Annotated in this window: 7 protein-coding genes; 1 reads left to right on the top strand and 6 read right to left on the bottom strand. The window is 65.4% G+C overall.

Annotation, left to right across the window (positions count from 1 at the left end; all coding sequences use genetic code 11):
• Positions 1-25: 25 nt before the first annotated feature.
• The 6 genes from WDS16_RS00265 to WDS16_RS00240 form a co-directional block, all read right to left on the bottom strand.
• Entirely contained in the window at positions 26-274 is a 249-nt protein-coding gene (locus WDS16_RS00265; RefSeq protein WP_338889628.1) for a phosphopantetheine-binding protein, read from the bottom strand.
• The gene (locus WDS16_RS00260; RefSeq protein WP_338889626.1) at positions 271-13,134 is read right to left on the bottom strand and encodes an amino acid adenylation domain-containing protein; all 12,864 of its coding nucleotides are present in this window, start codon (positions 13,132-13,134) and stop codon (positions 271-273) included. Before WDS16_RS00260 ends, WDS16_RS00265 begins: the two co-directional genes overlap by 4 nt.
• Before the next feature lie 128 nt (positions 13,135-13,262).
• Positions 13,263-14,342 (bottom strand): FecCD family ABC transporter permease, encoded by a 1,080-nt coding sequence (locus WDS16_RS00255; RefSeq protein ID WP_338889624.1) that lies wholly within the window; start codon positions 14,340-14,342, stop codon positions 13,263-13,265.
• Entirely contained in the window at positions 14,339-15,409 is a 1,071-nt protein-coding gene (locus tag WDS16_RS00250) for an iron chelate uptake ABC transporter family permease subunit (protein ID WP_338889622.1), read from the bottom strand. The genes WDS16_RS00255 and WDS16_RS00250 overlap by 4 nt, the downstream gene beginning before the upstream one ends.
• A 79-nt stretch (positions 15,410-15,488) precedes the next feature.
• Positions 15,489-16,544 carry an ABC transporter substrate-binding protein gene (locus WDS16_RS00245; RefSeq protein WP_338889620.1) on the bottom strand — a complete coding sequence of 352 codons (1,056 nt, stop codon included), beginning with the start codon at positions 16,542-16,544 and terminating at the stop codon, positions 15,489-15,491.
• 37 nt (positions 16,545-16,581) lie between these two features.
• Entirely contained in the window at positions 16,582-16,833 is a 252-nt protein-coding gene (locus WDS16_RS00240; protein ID WP_338889618.1) for an MbtH family protein, read from the bottom strand.
• A gap of 209 nt (positions 16,834-17,042) precedes the next feature.
• Here WDS16_RS00240 and WDS16_RS00235 point away from each other — a divergent pair, with 209 nt between their 5' ends.
• Entirely contained in the window at positions 17,043-17,897 is an 855-nt protein-coding gene (locus tag WDS16_RS00235; RefSeq protein WP_338889616.1) for an ABC transporter ATP-binding protein, read from the top strand.
• The last annotated feature ends 57 nt before the right edge of the window (positions 17,898-17,954 follow it).

The raw sequence follows: 17,954 nt of genomic DNA, 5'->3' as shown, positions 1-17,954 counted from the left end.
GATCCGGGCCCACACTCGTGTCTCCTTACACCGACTCCGCAGGCTGCTGCAGGTCCGCCAGGACCTCGAGCCAACGTTCGAGCCGTGGATCCTCCGCCAGCACGATGTAGTCGACCTTCTCTACCCCTGCGGTGCGCCACTGCTCGACGAGTTGCATCACGCGCACCGAATCCATCCCCTGCTCACGTAGGTCCAACCCGTGGTCGAGTTCTTCTACCTCCACGTACAGCACGTGTGCGACATCTTCCTGTGCCTGTTCGCTACTCAATGTCATTGCTGTTCGACTCCTTCGTCGCTTTGTTCCAGTAGTCGTGTGAGCTGTGCACCCCAGTGGGCTCGGCCGCGTGCGGTGAGGATCACCGACGTGTGGTCTTCGCCGTCGGCCTGTGTGATCACGGTCCGCGGGAGATGGGTACGCCAGGCGTCGAGTCCAGCGGTGAGTCCCTGGGCTTCCAAACTGTCGATTGTTTCCCGCGCCACCACGACGAGCGACGCGCAGTCGAGTCGGCCTCTTGTGGGTTGCGCCATGAGTTGTTCACATCGGCTGCCTGACACCGCGAACGCTTTGACGAGCGTCTGGTTCGCAAACAAGGCGCGGCTTCCTTCGTCGCCGAGAATGGCGAACAAGTCCTCGCGTCTGCTTTCCAGGTACTCCAGCTGGGCATGCCGGTCGTCGACGAGCGAGACATCGGGCGCAGGCGTCTCGCGGGCGCTCGTCGGATAGGTGTCGATGATCGTCAAGGAATGGATCTCCTCTCCTCTCGAGCGAAGCTCCTGTGCCACGGCGAACATAATGTGTCCGCCGTAGGACCAGCCGAGGAGGTCGTACGGCCCGGTCGACTGCACACGTTGCACCGCATCCGCGTAGACGACCGCCAGTTCGGCGAGCGTGTCGAATTCGATGTCGACGCCGCCGTGTGCCGGGTCCTGCAACCCCACAACACCCAGCCCGTCCGGTACGTACTCGGCCAACACGTCGTACGCGGCCGCATCGCCTCCGTACATCGTGTGTGCGCAGAACAGATAGCGCCCGGACGAGGACGGCGACAGCGGGACGAGTATCGCGTCGCAGACGTCGGTCGAGGTGACCGTACTGTCCGCGCGCACCTGCGCTGCGACAGCCAAACTTGCAACGGTCGGGTTCTGGAACACGTCGTTCAGAAGCAACGACGTGCTGACTTCCTCATTCGCCCGAGCGACCAACCGGACGGCGAGCAACGAGTGTCCGCCGAGACGGAAGAAGTGGTCGTCTGCGGCGAGCACAGTGTCGTCCGCGAGTCCCAGAACCTCGCGGAACAACCGCCCGATGGCCTTCTCCACGTCGGTCGTGGGTTCCCGTCCGCCGGTGCGGGTGGTGGTGAGGTCGGGTGTGGGGAGGGCGCGGCGGTCGAGTTTGCCGTTGGGTGTGGTGGGGATGTCGGTGATGGGGATGAAGACGGTGGGGACCATGTAGTCCGGTACCCGGTCGGTCATGAACGCGCGCAGTTCCTCACCGGTGACGTCGGTGGCGTCGGGGGTGTCGGGGCGGGTGTGGTAGGCGGCGAGGTATTTTCCGGTGCCGTTGGGGTGGTCGACGGCGGTGACGACGGCGGTCGATACTGCGGGGTGATGTTCGAGGACGGTGCGGATGTCGTCGAGTTCGATGCGGAATCCGCGGATCTTGACCTGATCGTCCGAACGCCCCAAATATTCGAGGTGTCCGGTGGTGGTCCAGCGCACGAGGTCACCGGTGCGGTAGAGACGTTCGCCTGCGGTGGTGGCGATGAAGCGGGTGGCGGTGAGGTCGGGGCGGGCGAGGTAGCCGTCGGCGAGTTGGATGCCGCCGAGGTAGAGCTCACCGGTGATCCCGGCCGGGACGGGTCGTAGCCAGGTGTCGAGTACCCGCACGTGTGTGTTGGCGACGGGCACACCGATCGGGACGGTCACCACGGTGTCGAGTGCATCGGCGTGTACTGGTTCTGCGGTGACGTCGACGGCGGCTTCGGTGGGGCCGTAGAGGTTGTGCAGGTCGGCGCCGGTGAAGAGTCGGTCGGCGTCGGCGGCGGTCCCGGCGGGGAGGGCTTCGCCGGAGAAGAACACCCGCCGCACCGATGCCAACCGGTCCGGGTCCGGAGAGGCGGTGACGAATGCGGCGAGCATCGCGGGTACGAAGTGCAGCACCGTGACCTGGCGGCGGTCGATGATGTCGGTGAGGTAGTCGGGGTCTTTGTGGCCGCCGTCCTTCGCGACGACGAGGGTGGCGCCGACGACGGCGGGGAGGAAGAATTCCCACACCGAGACGTCGAACACCGACGGGGTTTTCTGCAGAATCCGATCACCGGCGCCGATCTGGTAGTCGGTGGCCATCCATGCCAGGCGGTTGACGATCGCCCGATGGGAGATCGCGACACCTTTGGGGCGTCCGGTGGTGCCGGAGGTGAAGATGACGTAGGCGGTGTCTGCGGGGGTCAGGGTTCGGGCCAGGACCGGTGCTGCACTCTCACCCCGGTTCAGGCGTGCCGTTACTGCCGGGTCGGCCAAGAAATCGTGGGTGATGATCATGGCCGGGGTGGCGTCTTCGAGGATGTGGGTGATGCGTTCGGTGGGGTAGTCGGGGTCGATGGGGACGTACGCTGCGCCGGCGCGGATGACGGCGAGGAGTGCGGTCACCAAGTCCACACTGCGGGGGAGTTGGACTGCGACGCGGTCTCCTACGTGTACTCCGTGCTCGATCAACACATGCGCGAGCGCGTTGATGCGTGCGTCGAATTCGGTGTACGTCCACTCGGTTCCGGTGTCGTCTATGACGGCGAGCGCATCCGGAGCGACAGTCACACGGTTCACGATCAACGCATCCAACGTCGAATCCACCACCGACACAACCGGACCGGCGGACCACGCAGCCACCGCCGCCACATCGCGCGAGGGCACCACGTCCAGCGACGCGATCGAGCGGCCCGGGACGGTTGCGAACACGTCGACGATGCGCTTCAGAACAGTGGTGAACCTCGCGGCAACCTCGGCGTCGAACAGATCAGGCCGATACGACAACCGCACCCACGTCTCGGCGCCCGCTTGCGCGGCGAACGTGAGCGGGTAGTGCGTCGCTTCCCGCCCGGACTCGCCGAGAATCTTGATTCCAGCGTTGTCCCGGACGAGTTCGAGCGTCTCGGAGTCGGACGGATAGTTCTGGTAGACCATCAACGTGTCGAACAGCGGATGGTGTCCGCTCAGACGCTGCAGCTCGGCGAGCGATACCTGATGGTGCTCGATGAGCGCGGAGTTCTGGTCCTGCACTCGGCGCACCGTCTCGGCGAGGCTCGCATTGCCCTCGAGCTGCACGACCACCGGAACCGTGTTGATGAACGAACCGACTGCGTCCTCGACCGCGTCGACCTCGGGGGGACGACCCGACACGACGGCACCGAAGACCACAGTGCTCTGACCTGTGATCGTATTGAGGAACACCGCCCACACGGTCTGCAGCAGGCTGCTCATCGTGGCGCCGGCCGATCGCGCCACATCGGCGAGCGCGGCGCTCGTCTCGGCGTCGAGAGTCACCACGATGTCTTCGGGCAGGCCCGCGACGCTCGCGGCGGCACCGGGCGCGACGACGGTCGGCTCGGTGACCGGGGCGAGCACCTCGGCCCACCGCTGCAGCGAGGCTTGCGCATCGCGTGCAGTCATCCAGGACAAGAACTTCGCGAACGACAGGTCCGGCTCGACCACATCGGTCGGCCGACCGTACGCCTCCCACATCGTTTCGAGGAGTCGCACCATCGACCAACCGTCGACGAGTGCGTGGTGAATGGTCAGGATGAACGCGTGCCCGGTCGGATACCGCACAACCGTCGCACGCATCAACGGCGCACGGGAGAAATCGAAGCGAGTCGCGCGGTCGCGTTCGGAGACCTCACCGACGGCGAACTCGTCAGCGACGTCGATGACCGTGACCGGGAGGTCCACGGCGGCCGGCACGACCGCAACGGACTCGCCCCGTGCCGTATGAGCGATCGCGATCTTCATGTTCGGGAACCGCTCGAGCAACTGGTCCAGGGCAACCCGGAAGCGCTCGGGCTCACCGGCACCGTCGAGGTGATACACGGTCTGAGCCGCGTAGACGTCGACTCCCCCGTCACTCGAACCGAGCATCGACTCCAACACGAGCCCGTGCTGTAGCGGAGTCAGCGGGTGCACATCGGCGAGCTCACCGTAAATGCTTTCCCAGCGCTCGAGGTCGGCTTGCGTCACGCCGGGGGCGAGTACGTCCGACGGAGAGCGCCTGACCGGGACCGCAGAACGCGCGTATTCGACGAGAGCGCCCAGCGCCTGGACCCACAGCTCGACGAGCTCTGCGACCTCGTCCGCGGACAGGACGCCGGACGCGTAAGCGATGTCGCCGCTGAGCATCCACCCATCGCCTTCGGGCACCGCGGCGATGTTGATGTCGGCCGCCGAGTCGATACTTTGACCGGCAGTCTCGTACGCGTCGATACCCGGCAGTTCCGGCGCGAGATCCCACGCCGCGTTCTCATCGGCAGCGTCTCCGCCGGCGAACTGACCGAGGTAGTTGAACCCGATCTGTGGGCCGCGCCCGGACCCCAGCCGCTTACCCACCTCGGGATTGAGCTGCCACAGCATTCCGAAACCGATACCGCGGTCGGGGACTGCGGCGAGTTGCTCCTTGATACGAAGCACTGCCTCCGCCGCGCTCTGCGGGTCGAGGACGGCGCGGACCGGATCGACATCTGCGGTGTCGAGCACCACGGGGAAGAACGACGTGAACCAGCCGACGGTGTGCGACAGATCCGCACCGGGAACGATGTTCTCCTCCCGGCCATGACCTTCGAGGCCGATGAGCACTCGCCGATCGGTCGTTCCCCGTCGTGAACGCCATGCACCGACCGCGATCGCCAAACCGCCGAGCAGGACGTCGTTGATCTCGGCCGAGAGCACATGGGGCACATCGGTCAGAAGCGCCGACGTCAACGCAGGCGGCACGCGTACGGCGGCGACGGCCGTCGTGTCGGTGGTATCGATCGCCGGGTCGAGTTCACGTGAACCCAGCAGTGGCTCCTCGATTTCCGACGCCGACCAGTAGTCGGCCTGAGCGAGAAGGTCAGCGTCACGAGCGCGCGCGGCCAGTGCACTCGACCACGCCGCGAGTGAAGTACCCACCGCAGGAAGCGGATCCGTCGCCACGCCGGTTTCCAATTCCCAGGCATGGGTCAAGTCGTCACCGATGATGCGCCACGACACACCGTCCACGACCAGATGGTGGATGCCGAGCACCAGTCGCCCGGTGGGCTCGGCGTCACTGGTCACCCAGCGCGCCTGCCACAGCACACCGTCCTGCAGGTTCATGGACTGTCCGAACTCGGCGACCAACTCGCCGGCACGCGCGACCCACTGCGGATCGGACCACATGTACGACGTCGACTCGGAGCGTAGGCGACCGGCCGTCGAACTCTGTGATGCGATCTCGAATCGCCAATCCCTCTCTCGCACAAGCCTGCCGCGCAGTGCCGCATGGTGATCGACAACGCGGCTCAGTACCCGCGACACGAGCTTCTCGTCGGCACCCGCGGGTGTCACGAAGACTGCGGACTGCACGAACGTACCGAAGGTCGGTGAATCCACCATGGGAACCGCAATCGGCCACAGACCTGACGACAGCACCTCGGGGCTGGCGTCACCCGATTCCTCCGCGGCGCGCGCATCGGCCAGCCGGGCCAATGCCGAGACCTTCCGCGCGGTGAAGACCTCGGAGGCCTTGATCGTGACGCCGGCACGCCGAGCCCGCGACACCACCTGGATCGACAGGATGCTGTCACCGCCCAGCCGGAAGAAGTCGTCGTCGACCGAGAAGGCTGCGTCCGCCGACAGCCGGAGCACGTCCCGAAAGATCTCGGTCAGCGTGCGTTCGGTGTCGGTCTCCGCGGCTCGTCCCGAACCACCCGTCGGCGTCAACTCCGGCGCGGGCAGAGCGCGTCGATCGAGCTTGCCGTTCGGTGTCAGCGGGAAGAAATCGACGCGGATGTAGCTACTCGGCACCATGTATTCGGGTAGGCGTTCTTCCGCGTGAGTGCGCAAGAACGTGCTCACATCGTCGGTAGCGGTGTAGTACGCGGCGAGCATTTTTCCGCCACCCGGATGATCCGCCGCGATGACCGCAGCGGACACCACGTCCGGATGGGTTTCGAGCACCGCTCGAACTTCGTCGGGTTCGATGCGATAGCCGCGGATCTTGACCTGCTCGTCGGCGCGACCGAGGTAGTCGATGTTCGCCGAGGAGTTCCAGCGGGCCAGGTCACCGGTGCGGTACATACGCTCGCCCGGTTCCCACGGGCACGCGACGAAGCGGTCCGACGTGAGGGCGGCTTGCCCCCAGTAGCCGCGGGCGATTCCCGCGCCCGCGAGGTAGAGCTCACCTGCAACGCCGGGGAGGGTCGGCTGCAGGTTTTCGTCGATGATGTATGCCCGCGTGTTGAAGATGGGGGTTCCCACGCTCGGCGTGGCGCTGTCGGCAAGGTCTGCGCCGAGCGCGTTGATCGTGTACTCGGTCGGGCCGTAGAGGTTGTACGACTCGACCCCGGGTGCATCGCGCAGTTGCTGCCACAGGCGCTCCGGCACAGCCTCACCACCGAGCGAAACGAACACGACTCCGGGTGCCTCGGACGACACCGATCGTCCCGCCGGACGGTCGCGTTCGAGGAGTCCCTCATCGACCAGTACCTGTCCGTACGACGGCGTGACATCGAAGCCGTCGACGCGTGTGTGGTCGTAATGAGTGAGCAATCCGTGTGGATCGCGGCGCAGCTCGTCGTCGATGACATGCACTTCGTGGCCGTTCAGCAACCAGAACAGCTGTTCCCACGAGGCGTCGAACGAGAACGACGTGGTGTGCGCGATTCTCATCCGTCGTCCGGCCTGATGCGCGACGACGCGGTCGAAGATCTTCTCGACATGGTTGACGTACATGTTCGTCAGGCCGCGGTAGCCCACGGCGACGCCCTTGGGCCGACCCGTCGAGCCAGAGGTGAAGATGATGTACGCGAGATGGTCGAGCTCGATCCGGCCGCCGCGGTCGGCATTCGTGATCGGGCCGGAGTCGAAGGCGGCGATGCGCTCGCGGGTCGCGAGATCATCGAGGTCGACGCCGCGCGTTTCACCGATCCGGTTCGCGTCCCGACCGGTCACCAACGTCACCGTTGGACGCGCGAGACCGAGCATGTAGCCGATGCGGTCGTCCGGTAGCGCGCTGTCGATCGGCACGTAGGCCGCACCGACGGCGAACACCGCGAACATCGCGATGACCATGCGCTCATCGCGTGGCAGAAGCAGCGCGACGCGGTGCTCGGACCGGACGCCCGCGTCGAGCAGCAGTCGAGCGTATCGATTGACCTCTGCGGCGAACTGCGTGAACCTGAGAACACGATCTCCCGCGACGAGCGCAGTTTCCGCCCCGGACAGGCGGACCTGCTCGTCGAGCAGGTCCGCCACCGTGACTGCCGGGACCTCGCGGACCAGGTCCGCGGCGGTGCCGGTGTGCGGCACTGCTTCGTCGGCCAGCAGGGCGGAGAGCTGCCCGACCGGGCCGTCGAGATCTGCCGCGAGCGCGATCAGCACCTGAAGGAAACGTTCGAGCAATTCCTGCGCAGCCGCCTCGGTGTACGCATCGTGGCGGTACACCAGCCGAACATGCAGGAAGGGCTTACCGTCGACCTCGGACGGATCGATCGCGAACGTGACCGGATAGTGCGTCTCGTCGTCGACGTCCGTCGCCACCAGCTCGAGGTCGCCCTCTACGGCCGCGGCCTCCGGAGGAAGGTTCTGCACCACGAACAGCGTGTCGAACATCGTCGACATGTCGGCCGCGGCCTGGATTTTGGTCAGCGACGCGTAGGGATGATCGATCACCTGCAACTGCTCGTGCTGCACGCGGGTAAGCAGGCCTCGTACCGAGTCGAACGGTGAAAAGCTCACTCGCAACGGGACAGTGTTGAACAACAGCCCGATGATTCGGTCGGAGTCGGCGAGCTCCGGCGGACGTCCGGAGACGGTGTTGCCGAATACGACATCGTTGCTGCCGACCAACTGCCCGAGAGTGACACCCCACGCTGCCTGCAGCACCGTGCCGACGGTGACACCGGACGTCCGCGCGGCAGCATGTACTGCGGCCGCGGCGGCGCTGTCGAGATCGTGATGCAGTTCACCCGACCCGTCGCGCCCTTCACCGACGCCGAGCCCGGCCGGCCAGACGAGCGTCGGACCGGCCAGCTCGGCGAGGTACGAACTCCACGCGTCATATGCAGCGTCGACGTCCTGATCGGCCAGCCAGTCGAGGTAACTACGGAACGACGCCGGACGCACTCGCGCCGGGTACTCGGGGTCTCGGTAGGTATCGAAGATCTCGTCGAGAACGGCGCTCGTCGACCAACCGTCCAGCAGGATGTGCTCGAACGTCATCGCAAGTTTCCACTCGTCGACACCGTGTTCGATGAGGGTGAAGCGAATGAGCGGCGGCGTTTCGAAGTCGAACGGCACACCGCATTCCTCGGCGAGGAATTCCGTTGTCCCGACACCCAGTTCGCGCCACTGCGCCAACCGGATGAGCCGGATCGGTGCGTCAGCGACAGCCGGGATGACCTGAGCCTCGCCCGACGGCAGGAACGCCGAGCGGAGATTCGGATAGCGACAAAGAACTGTGCGGACGGCCGCCACCAGACGGTCCGGATCGAGCGCGCCGACGACGCCCTGCGTCACCTGAGACATGTACGAGTTGTGGCCACCCGACTCACGGGCCCGCACCATGTGATAGAGCAAACCCTGCTGCAGAGGTGACAGCGGAAGCAGTTCGGCGGCAGCACCGTAGCGTGCTCGGACGCTCTCCTCGTCGGCGGCGGAGAGGGTCAACCGGTCCGCGCGACGCACACTGAGCGGTGAGCCTGCCGGGGCCTGCGGGGCTGGCTGCACTGACGGGGCCGCCACGATGACCGCGTCTGCGATCTCGTCCACGATGGCTGCAGCGATCTCGTCGGCCGGCAAGACAACCGCAGCATCCGCGTCGACCTCGACCCGTACCGACCGTGTCCCCGAGTCGGTGCCAGGTCTGCCGACGAGTACCCGAACCGCGATCGGCGTGGTCGCTGGACCGGCCGCCGTACTGTCGGCGTCGGTCGTGAAGACACTGACCCGCGCGTGCGGTGTCGGAAGATCGTCGAAGAACGAACCGAATCGGGCATGCCCAGCAAGTCCGGCATAGTCCGCGGCGCGTTCGCGAATCGGCTCGAGGCGTGCGGCAATCGACGCACCCGTGAGATCCGCGGCGATCTGCAAGTCGTCGACGACAACTGGCAGGCCCACCACCGTGTCGGTGTTCAACGGTGCGGCGACCTCGAGAACCAGATCGCCGTCGACGAGATCGCTCGATTCGAGCGCGCGTACCACCGCGGCGACGATCGCCGCCCGCACAACGCCCGCATCCGCAACCGCGGGAGTCTCGCGGACCGTGATCGCGGAAAGCTGCCGTGCCGATTCCACCGGCCCGCGGGCCGGCTCTGCGCCGTCGCAGTCGGCAAGTTCGTCGACCCAGTCCTCCCAGAACGGATCGTCGAGAACGGCGGTCCAGTCCTCGTCGGAACGCGAATCCCGATCGGTCGGAACAGCGACGATCTCCATCGCGGTACCAGCGCGGTACGCGGCAACAAGGGCGGCCACGACCTCCCGCGCAGTGTCGAGAAGCTCTGGGTTGACCACGTCTGCGGACAGTTCACCGCTGCCGTCGTCGCGGACGCCCAACCGAAGTGACGCCAAGTGCGGCGCCGCGAGTGCGAGGTGCGAGGTCGCCGCGAGCCACATCGAGTCGTCGCGAACATCGAAGTCCGGCAGAAGAATTCGGGTGCTGTACGAGACGGCGGCGGGCCGTTGCGCCGTGCCGTGGAGTGCCGCACGAACGAGCTGGGCAAGCTGCCGTACAGGCAATCCGGGGTGACGGGCACCCAAGACCAGGAAGTATCGAGCGGTCTCGAGCAGGCGTGATGTCGTCTCCTCGACGAACAGTTCACGGGTGGCGTCGAGTCCGATGCGCAGGGTTCCGTCGGGCCGCCGATCGAGGGAGTACACCAGGTCGTACAGCGCCGGGATCGAATCGTCGACGCCATCGTGGGAAGGCAGTAACGGCACGAGCGACGCGTCCGGATTCGCGGCGGCCTCGCGATTGTCGCGGAATGCGGCCATGACCTGAAAGATCGGACTCAGACCGGGGATTCGCGTGGGGTTGACGGACTCGACCACGCTCTCGAACGGCACGAGTTTGTGTTCCACCGCACCGAGGAGGCGGTCCCGGACGCCACTGAGCGTGTCGCCGAAGCCGAGCGCCGCATCGATGTCCACCCGCACGACCACCGAGTTGACGAAATATCCGACGAGGTCGGCCAATTCGGGTTCATCGCGCAGGGTCACGGGCGTACCGACCGGCACGCGTGGACCGGCGCCTTCGTTCCACAGGGCGAGCGAAAGCGCTGTGATGACCGCGTGCAGCGGCGTGGCCCGCTGTTCGACGAGGAGATCGTCGACCGTGTCGGTGTCGCCCTTCGACAGCACTGCCTCGGCGGATCGAATCGTGCGCTCGTCGGTGTCGCCGCGAGCATGATCGAGCGGCAGCGGCGTTTCGACCGGCAGACCGACGAGCAGGTCCCGCCAGTACTCGAGTTCGACCTGGTGACGCGAACCGACATCGTCTCGGTCGCCGAGGACTTCGCGGTGCCATACCGCGAAGTCGGCGTACTGGACCGTGAGTGGTTCGACGTGATTGCCCGTGTAGAACGCCGTCAGGTCGCGGATGAGCGGCTCGACCGAATTCTCGTCGGTGACCATGTGATGAGCATGTGCCACCAGTACATCGCCGTCTTCGTGCCGCAGCAGCGTGAACTGCATACCGAAGTCGGTGGCCAGTTCGAGTGGTGCGACAAGGAGTTCGCCGATACGCGCGTCGACCTTGCTGCGCTCGATCTTCTCTTGTCTCAGCAGGCCCTGCTGAGCCTCGTGCACGACCTGAATCGGTCTCGACGATTCTTCGTCGAAGACGAACGTGGTGCGTAGCACTTCGTGTCGGTCGACCAGTCGGCGAATCGAGTCCCGCAGCGCGTCCACGTCTGCGCGATCTCGGAACTGTAGGGCCTCGACTGTGCGGTAGATCGTCCGGTCCGCGACCTGCTCGGCCAACCACAGCGATTGCTGACCGTACGACATCGGCAGCTTTTCGGGTCGTTCGACGTGACCGACTCGAACCACCGGACGAGTGACGCGTGAGGCGTCCCCGACGACCCGGGCCAGTTCTGCGATCGTCGGATTGTCGAAAACCTCACGCAGAGACAACGACACGTTCATTGCCGCATTCACTCGGGAGACCACGCCGCTCGCGAGCAGCGAGTGGCCGCCCAAGCGGAAGAAGTTGTCGTCGACGCTGAGGACGACGTCATCGCCGAGATGCAGAACTTCGGAGAACACGCGCGCGAGTGTCTGCTCGGACGCGGTTACCGGCAGTCGGCCGCCGAGGCCCGCGCCTGCTCCGAGATCGGGGGCAGGCAGGGCGCGACGGTCGAGCTTGCCGTTGACTGTCACCGGGAACGCATCGAGCACGGTGAAGGTCGACGGGACCATGTAGTCGGGCAACGTGCCTACGGCTTGCTCTCGGAGTACCTCGACGAAGTTCGCAGGCGACTCGCCCGTGGCCGTGACGTAGGCGGCGAGGAACTTGCCACCTGCCGGGTGATCCAATGCGAGCACCGCTGCGCGCCGAACCCCGGGATGCGCTGAGATCGCAACTTCGACCTCCTGCAGCTCGAGTCGTTGGCCACGGATCTTGACCTGGTTGTCGGCGCGGCCGAGGAACTCGAGCGTCCCGTCCTCGGTCCACCGTGCGAGGTCTCCGGTGCGATACATGCGCGAGCCGTCGGCATCGAACGGGTTCGCGACAAAGCTGCCCGCGGTGAGGTGCCCACTGCCGACGTATCCACGGCCCAAAAGGAATCCGGCGGCGTACAACTCGCCGCCGGTACCGACCGGAGTCGGCTCTAGGTCCTCGTCCAGGACATAGAGCTGGGTGTGTGGATTGGGGCGACCGATCGACGTCGCGATTCGCTCGGCCCGCTCTCGGTAGATGACGTGCGAGACACCGATCGTCGCTTCCGCCGGGCCGTATCCGTGGTACAGCGTCGTCGTCAACTGATCGCGGAACCGGCTGAACAAGTCGGGGGTGAGGACTTCGCCGCCACACCACACGTGCCGGACGCCCGTGAGCGCCGACGCGCCACTTGCCGACCGTTCGAGGTCGAGCACGAGGAGCGCGTCGAGCATCGACGAGACGAGGTACAGGTACGTGACCTGCTCCTTCGCGATCAAGTCGAGCAGGTACTCGGGGTCCTTCTCGCTGCCGGTCGCCGCGACGACTACACGTCCACCGGACACGAGCGGAAGCAGAATCTCGTTCACGGAGATGTCGAACGCGAGGGGCGCCTTGAACAGCGACGCGTCGTCGTTGCCGAACATGAGCACGTGGTCCCGCTGCCACGTGAGTCGCTCGCAGATCGCATCGTGTCGGATCATCGCGCCCTTCGGCGTTCCGGTCGATCCCGAAGTGAAGATCACGTATGCGAGCTGACTGCCGTCGAGCTCGAGCTGCGGGGCCACCGACGGGAAGTCGCCGTACTGCCAGTCGTCGAGATTCACCACGATCGATTCGATCGGAAGCGACGGCTGGTCCTCGGCCGCGACGACAGCGATCTTCGCTGCGGAGTCTTCGATCACGCGGTCACGCCGAGCCGCGGGCCATTGCGGGTCGACCGGCACGAAAGCACCACCGGCGGTCATGATCGCCAGCGCCGCGACGACCATCTCGGCCGATCGCGGCAGGCAGATCCCGACGACCCCTTCGGTGTCGAGGCCGGACCGGAGCAGCCGATGCGACAGTTGTGCGATCTTCTCGGACACGTCGCGATACGTGAGTCGGCGGTCGCCGTCGACGAGAGCGACAGCATCCGGAGTTGCGCGAGCCGCTGCCGCGAACAGCTCGGGGACAGTGGCGGTGACCTTGGGAGAAGTGTGGTCGTTCCACCGTTCGTGCAGGTCGGCAATGTCCACGGACGCGGTCATGAATCTCCCAAAAGTTAGCTTAGCCAAACCTATTGTGACAATACTGTGGTGCCCACGTTGGTGATGTCAAGCTGACTGCCGGGCACTCCCCCGGTTGCACAAATCGATACCTCCGGGGACACAAGATCTCAGCGTCGACGACGGACCTCTCGGATGAGCAACCACACGAGATATCCGCCTCCCGCAACCACGGTCACGACACCGACCGGCAACGCGACCGGGAGTAGGTGCTGCGCCGTGACGTCGGCCCCGGCCAGCAAGAACGCTCCCGTGAACGCCGCAGGCGCGAGGGTCATGCCTGGGCTGCGAGTCAGGCGACGGGCGATCTGCGGGGCCGCGAGCGCGACGAACACGATCGGGCCTGCCGCCGCCGTCACGGTCGCGGTGAGCGCGACACCGATCACGAGCACGACGAGGCGGACACGTTCCACACGCGCGCCCGTGGCCTTCGCGGCGTCGTCGCCAAGTTCGAGTTGCTTGAGGGCGGGCGAGAACACCGCCATGATGCCGAACAGTAGAACGACGACTCCAGTGCCCCAGAGCACTTGATCCCAGCTGGTACCGGTGAGCGATCCGGCACCCCACGCTGCGGCACTCAGGGCGACCTTGAGCTTTGCGCTGAGCATCAACCACGTGTTCAGCGAGGTCAACATCGCGGAAATAGCGATTCCGACGATGATCAGGCGAAATCCCTGCACCCCACCCCGCCACGCGAGGAGGTAGACGACGGCCGCCGTAGCGATACCGCCGACCAGCGCCCCTGCGGCCAACTGCAGATAGGAACCGTGGATCAAGATGATCACGATCAGCGCGCCGGAGTAGGACCCTGCGGTGAAACCGATGATGTCCGGTGACGCCAGCGGATTGCGGATCAGCGACTGGAAGGCTGCGCCGGACACCCCCAGCGCGGCACCGAAAACGACCGCTGCGACTGCCCGCGGTGCCCGCCATTCGACGACGACAGTGCGTGCGAAAGCGGCGTCCGGATCTCCGGTAATTGCAGCCCATACCTGCGTAAGGCTCAGCGGGTAGTCGCCGAGTGTCAGTGCCCACACCGTCACCACGAGCGTCGCCACCGCCAGAACGGCGCACACCACGGTACTGCGGCCATGCCAGCGCACGGCGTAACCGCCCTTGCGAACCACGAGCGTGCGGTGTCCGAAATTCACCCGCCGCTCGGTAGCAGTCGCGAGACCCACCGGATTCACAGGCCACTCACCTTTGCTCGGCGGACCAGATAGATGAGCACTGGGGCGCCGACGAACGCGGTCACGATGCCGACCGGGAACTCGCCCGGCCGGATGACGACGCGTCCGACGAGGTCTGCGGCGAGCACGAGCGATGGGGCTAGGACGAGCGTGTATCCGATGATCCAGCGCTGATCCGGGCCCACAATCCAGCGCGCGACGTGCGGCACCATCAGGCCGACGAATCCGATCGGACCGGCGATCGCCGTCGCGCCGCCGGCCAGCAGCGTCACCGCGACGATCACGATCACCCGCGTGCGAACGACGTTCGCGCCGAGCGCGCTGGCCAGGTCGTCCCCCAGTGCGATGGTGTTCAGTGAACTGGCCGCGATCGCTGCCAGCACCACTCCGATGATCAGGAACGGGAGCACCGGCAGCAGAACGTCCCAACCTCGATCGACGAGACTGCCTGCGTACCAGCCGCGCATCTGGTCGAACGTCTTCGGATCGGTCAGAACCCAACCGGTCACAATGCCGGACAGGACCGCTCCGAATGCGACACCCGCCAGCGTCAGTTGGACGGGGTCGGCACCGCCGCGCCCCATCGATCCGATCACGTAGACGACGACGGTGACGACCAGCGCGCCGAGAAATGCGAACCACACGTACCCGCTGACGGTGGTCACACCGAACGCAGCAATGCCGACCACGACGAAGAATTCGGCGCCGGCGTTGACTCCGAGAATGCCGGGATCGGCAAGCGGATTGCGGGTCAAAGCCTGGATGAGCGCGCCGGACACCCCGAGTGCGAAGCCGACGGCGAGACCCACTGCCGTTCGTGGAATGCGCATGTCCCACACGACGAACGCGTCGCCCTTGCCCGTGTTGTGCAGCAGTGCGTCGAACACGACCGACAGCGGGATGTCCTTCGATCCGACGGCGATACTCAGGACCACCAGGACGACCAGCGAAGCGATCGCGACGATCAATCCCAGCGCGCGACGTCCGAGGCTCGTCGACGCGGTTGCGCGGCGAACCCCCTCCGGCGTTTGTGCGGGCGGAGGAGTATGCCCGGTTCGTGTTGTCACTCGGCTTCTCTCCTGACGGTGGACGCACATCCAGCCGCCTCGTCTTCTACGAGGCGGCTGGATCAAAGACGGGTCTGGCCTAGGCGCCCGTGTTGAGCGCCGATGCCTCCAATTGCGGAACAACTTCGTCGAGCCACCACTGGACGCTCGACGGAGTCGGCGGATTCACCGCGAGCCACTGCGGTCCGTAGAGGTAGACGAGCGTCCCGTTCTTCGCGGCGGCAAGCTCGGGAACGCGGGGATCGGCTTCGAACGCCGTCCTGAACTTGTTTTCCGGGTCAGCAGACTCGTGAGTGACAATGAATACGACGTCAGCGGAGAACTTGTCGATGTTCTCCAGCGAGTACTTGGGCGCGTTCGCCCCGATACTGTCGCCCTCGCCTGTCGGCTGCCCGTCTCCGGGTGTCAAGCCCAAGGCCTCGATGGGCTCGTTCGCATATTCGGTGAGCTGAAGCTGCTGATCCTCGCCATCGAGCACACCCAGCTGAAAAGTCTTGCCCTGCAGGCCGGGCAGCTTCGCTGCGGCCTCCGACAGCGCGGCGTCGTACTTGGCTTCGGTCTCTTCGACGATCTTCTCGTCATGCCCGGTGAGCGCCGCAAGAGAGGTCAGGTTGTCCTGCCAGCTGGTGTCGCCACCTTCGTCCGTCGTCTCCAGACCGACATAGGTTGGCGCGATGGAAGAAAGCCGCTCGTAGAGCTGCTCGTCGACGCCCCATACACTCGTCAGAATCAGGTCCGGCTCGAGCGCCGCGATCGCCTCGGGCGAGTCCGTGTATTCCGCAGTGAATAGGTCCGCGTTGAACTCGCCGTCGTAGAGGCCCTGCAACCACGGGTAGTCGTCGAGGTCGGACTCTTCACCCGAAACCGCGATGGGCTTCTCGTCGAGGATGTCCAACAACCCGATCCAGTCCACTCCCATAGCGACGATCCGCTCAGGCTTCTTCTCAACGGTCACGTCACCGTAGGCGGCGTCGACCGTGACCGGGAACGCACCGGTGCTCGACGCACTGTCGCTCGACGCACCGTTCGTGGCACCGTCGGACGAGTCGCTCGCGCAACCCGTGAGCGCCAAGCCGACACTGACCAGGCCGGCAAGTAGTGCTGTCGCGCGACTTCGCGCGGAAAGCGGTTTCATTGAATTCCTCTCGTTTACTTCTAAGGTTTCGGGTCGGTCAGACGGTCGCAGAATCCGCGACGGACTCGCGCTGCGCGATCACGTCACGGAGCGACTTGGGTCGCAGGTCGGTCCACTGCTGTTCGATCCACTCGAGCACTGCGGCGCGCGGCGCACCGTCCGGGGCTCCGAAAACGATCGCCCATCCACCTGGGACCGGCTTGAAGGTGGGCCACAGCGAGTACTGCTCTTCATGGTTGACGAGCGCGAAGAAGCGGCCCTCGTCGTCGTCGAACGGGTTGTTCGCCAACTCTTCTCCTTCGGTTGGTCGCCTGCAGCTACTCGGTACAGCGATACGGATTGTCCGACAGGTTGCTCGCGCAGCGGACATATCGCACAGGAGAGTAGCAACGAAAGCGAGTTAAGGCTAGGCTATCTTCAGCACCACACGGTCGCCCGGGTCCGCGATTGCCGGATCCAAGCGTGAGGCCACCGGGCTCAGATAGAAAGACCAGACGATTGCCGAAAATGACCATCCACCAAGACGGTCGCTCCACCTCGTCTGGTCTCGCCCCCACACCGGTTTCCACTGACCGACTCAGCGTCGATTCCGCCACGATCGGTTACGACCGACGAGTTATCTCCGAGCAACTGAGCGTGTCGATTCCCGACCAGTCGTTCACCGTCATCGTCGGACCGAACGCCTGCGGCAAGTCGACACTGCTGCGTGCTCTGTCTCGGCTCATCAAGCCGAACTACGGGCAGGTGATTCTCGACGGGGTGGACATTCGTACTTATCAGACCAAGGAAGTCGCCCGCCGCATCGGCCTGTTGCCGCAAAGCGCTATCGCACCGGACGGGATCACCGTCGCCGATCTGGTTGCCCGCGGCCGGTTCCCACATCAGAAGCTCATTCGGCAATGGACCGCATCCGACGAGTCGGCAGTGCTGACGGCGATGGATGCAACGGGAATCACCGAACTGTCCGGACGATTGGTCGACGAACTGTCCGGCGGACAGCGCCAACGCGTCTGGGTGGCAATGGCTTTGGCGCAAGAGACCGAGATCATGCTGCTCGACGAGCCGACCACCTTCCTCGACATCGCCCACCAGATCGAACTTCTCGAGCTGTTCACGGACCTGAATCACCTCGGCCGGACGCTCGTCGCGGTACTGCACGACCTCAACCATGCGGCCCGGTACGGAACCCACCTCATCGCGATGAAGGACGGCGCCATCGTTGCCGAGGGCGCGCCGTCGGAAATCGTCACCGCCGAACTCGTGCACGAGGTCTTCGGACTCGAGTGCGTCGTCCAGCCCGACCCGATCACAGGCACGCCGGCGGTCACACCGCTGGGCCGGCAGCGCAAGTAACTGCCCACAGCTCCTCCTCACAATGGCTCCAACACTAGTGTTAGGTTAGGCTAAGCA

Origin of the sequence: Rhodococcus sovatensis (assembly GCF_037327425.1) — a bacterium.
Classification (GTDB): domain Bacteria; phylum Actinomycetota; class Actinomycetes; order Mycobacteriales; family Mycobacteriaceae; genus Rhodococcoides; species Rhodococcoides sovatense.
This window is presented reverse-complemented; position numbering and strand designations above follow the sequence as displayed.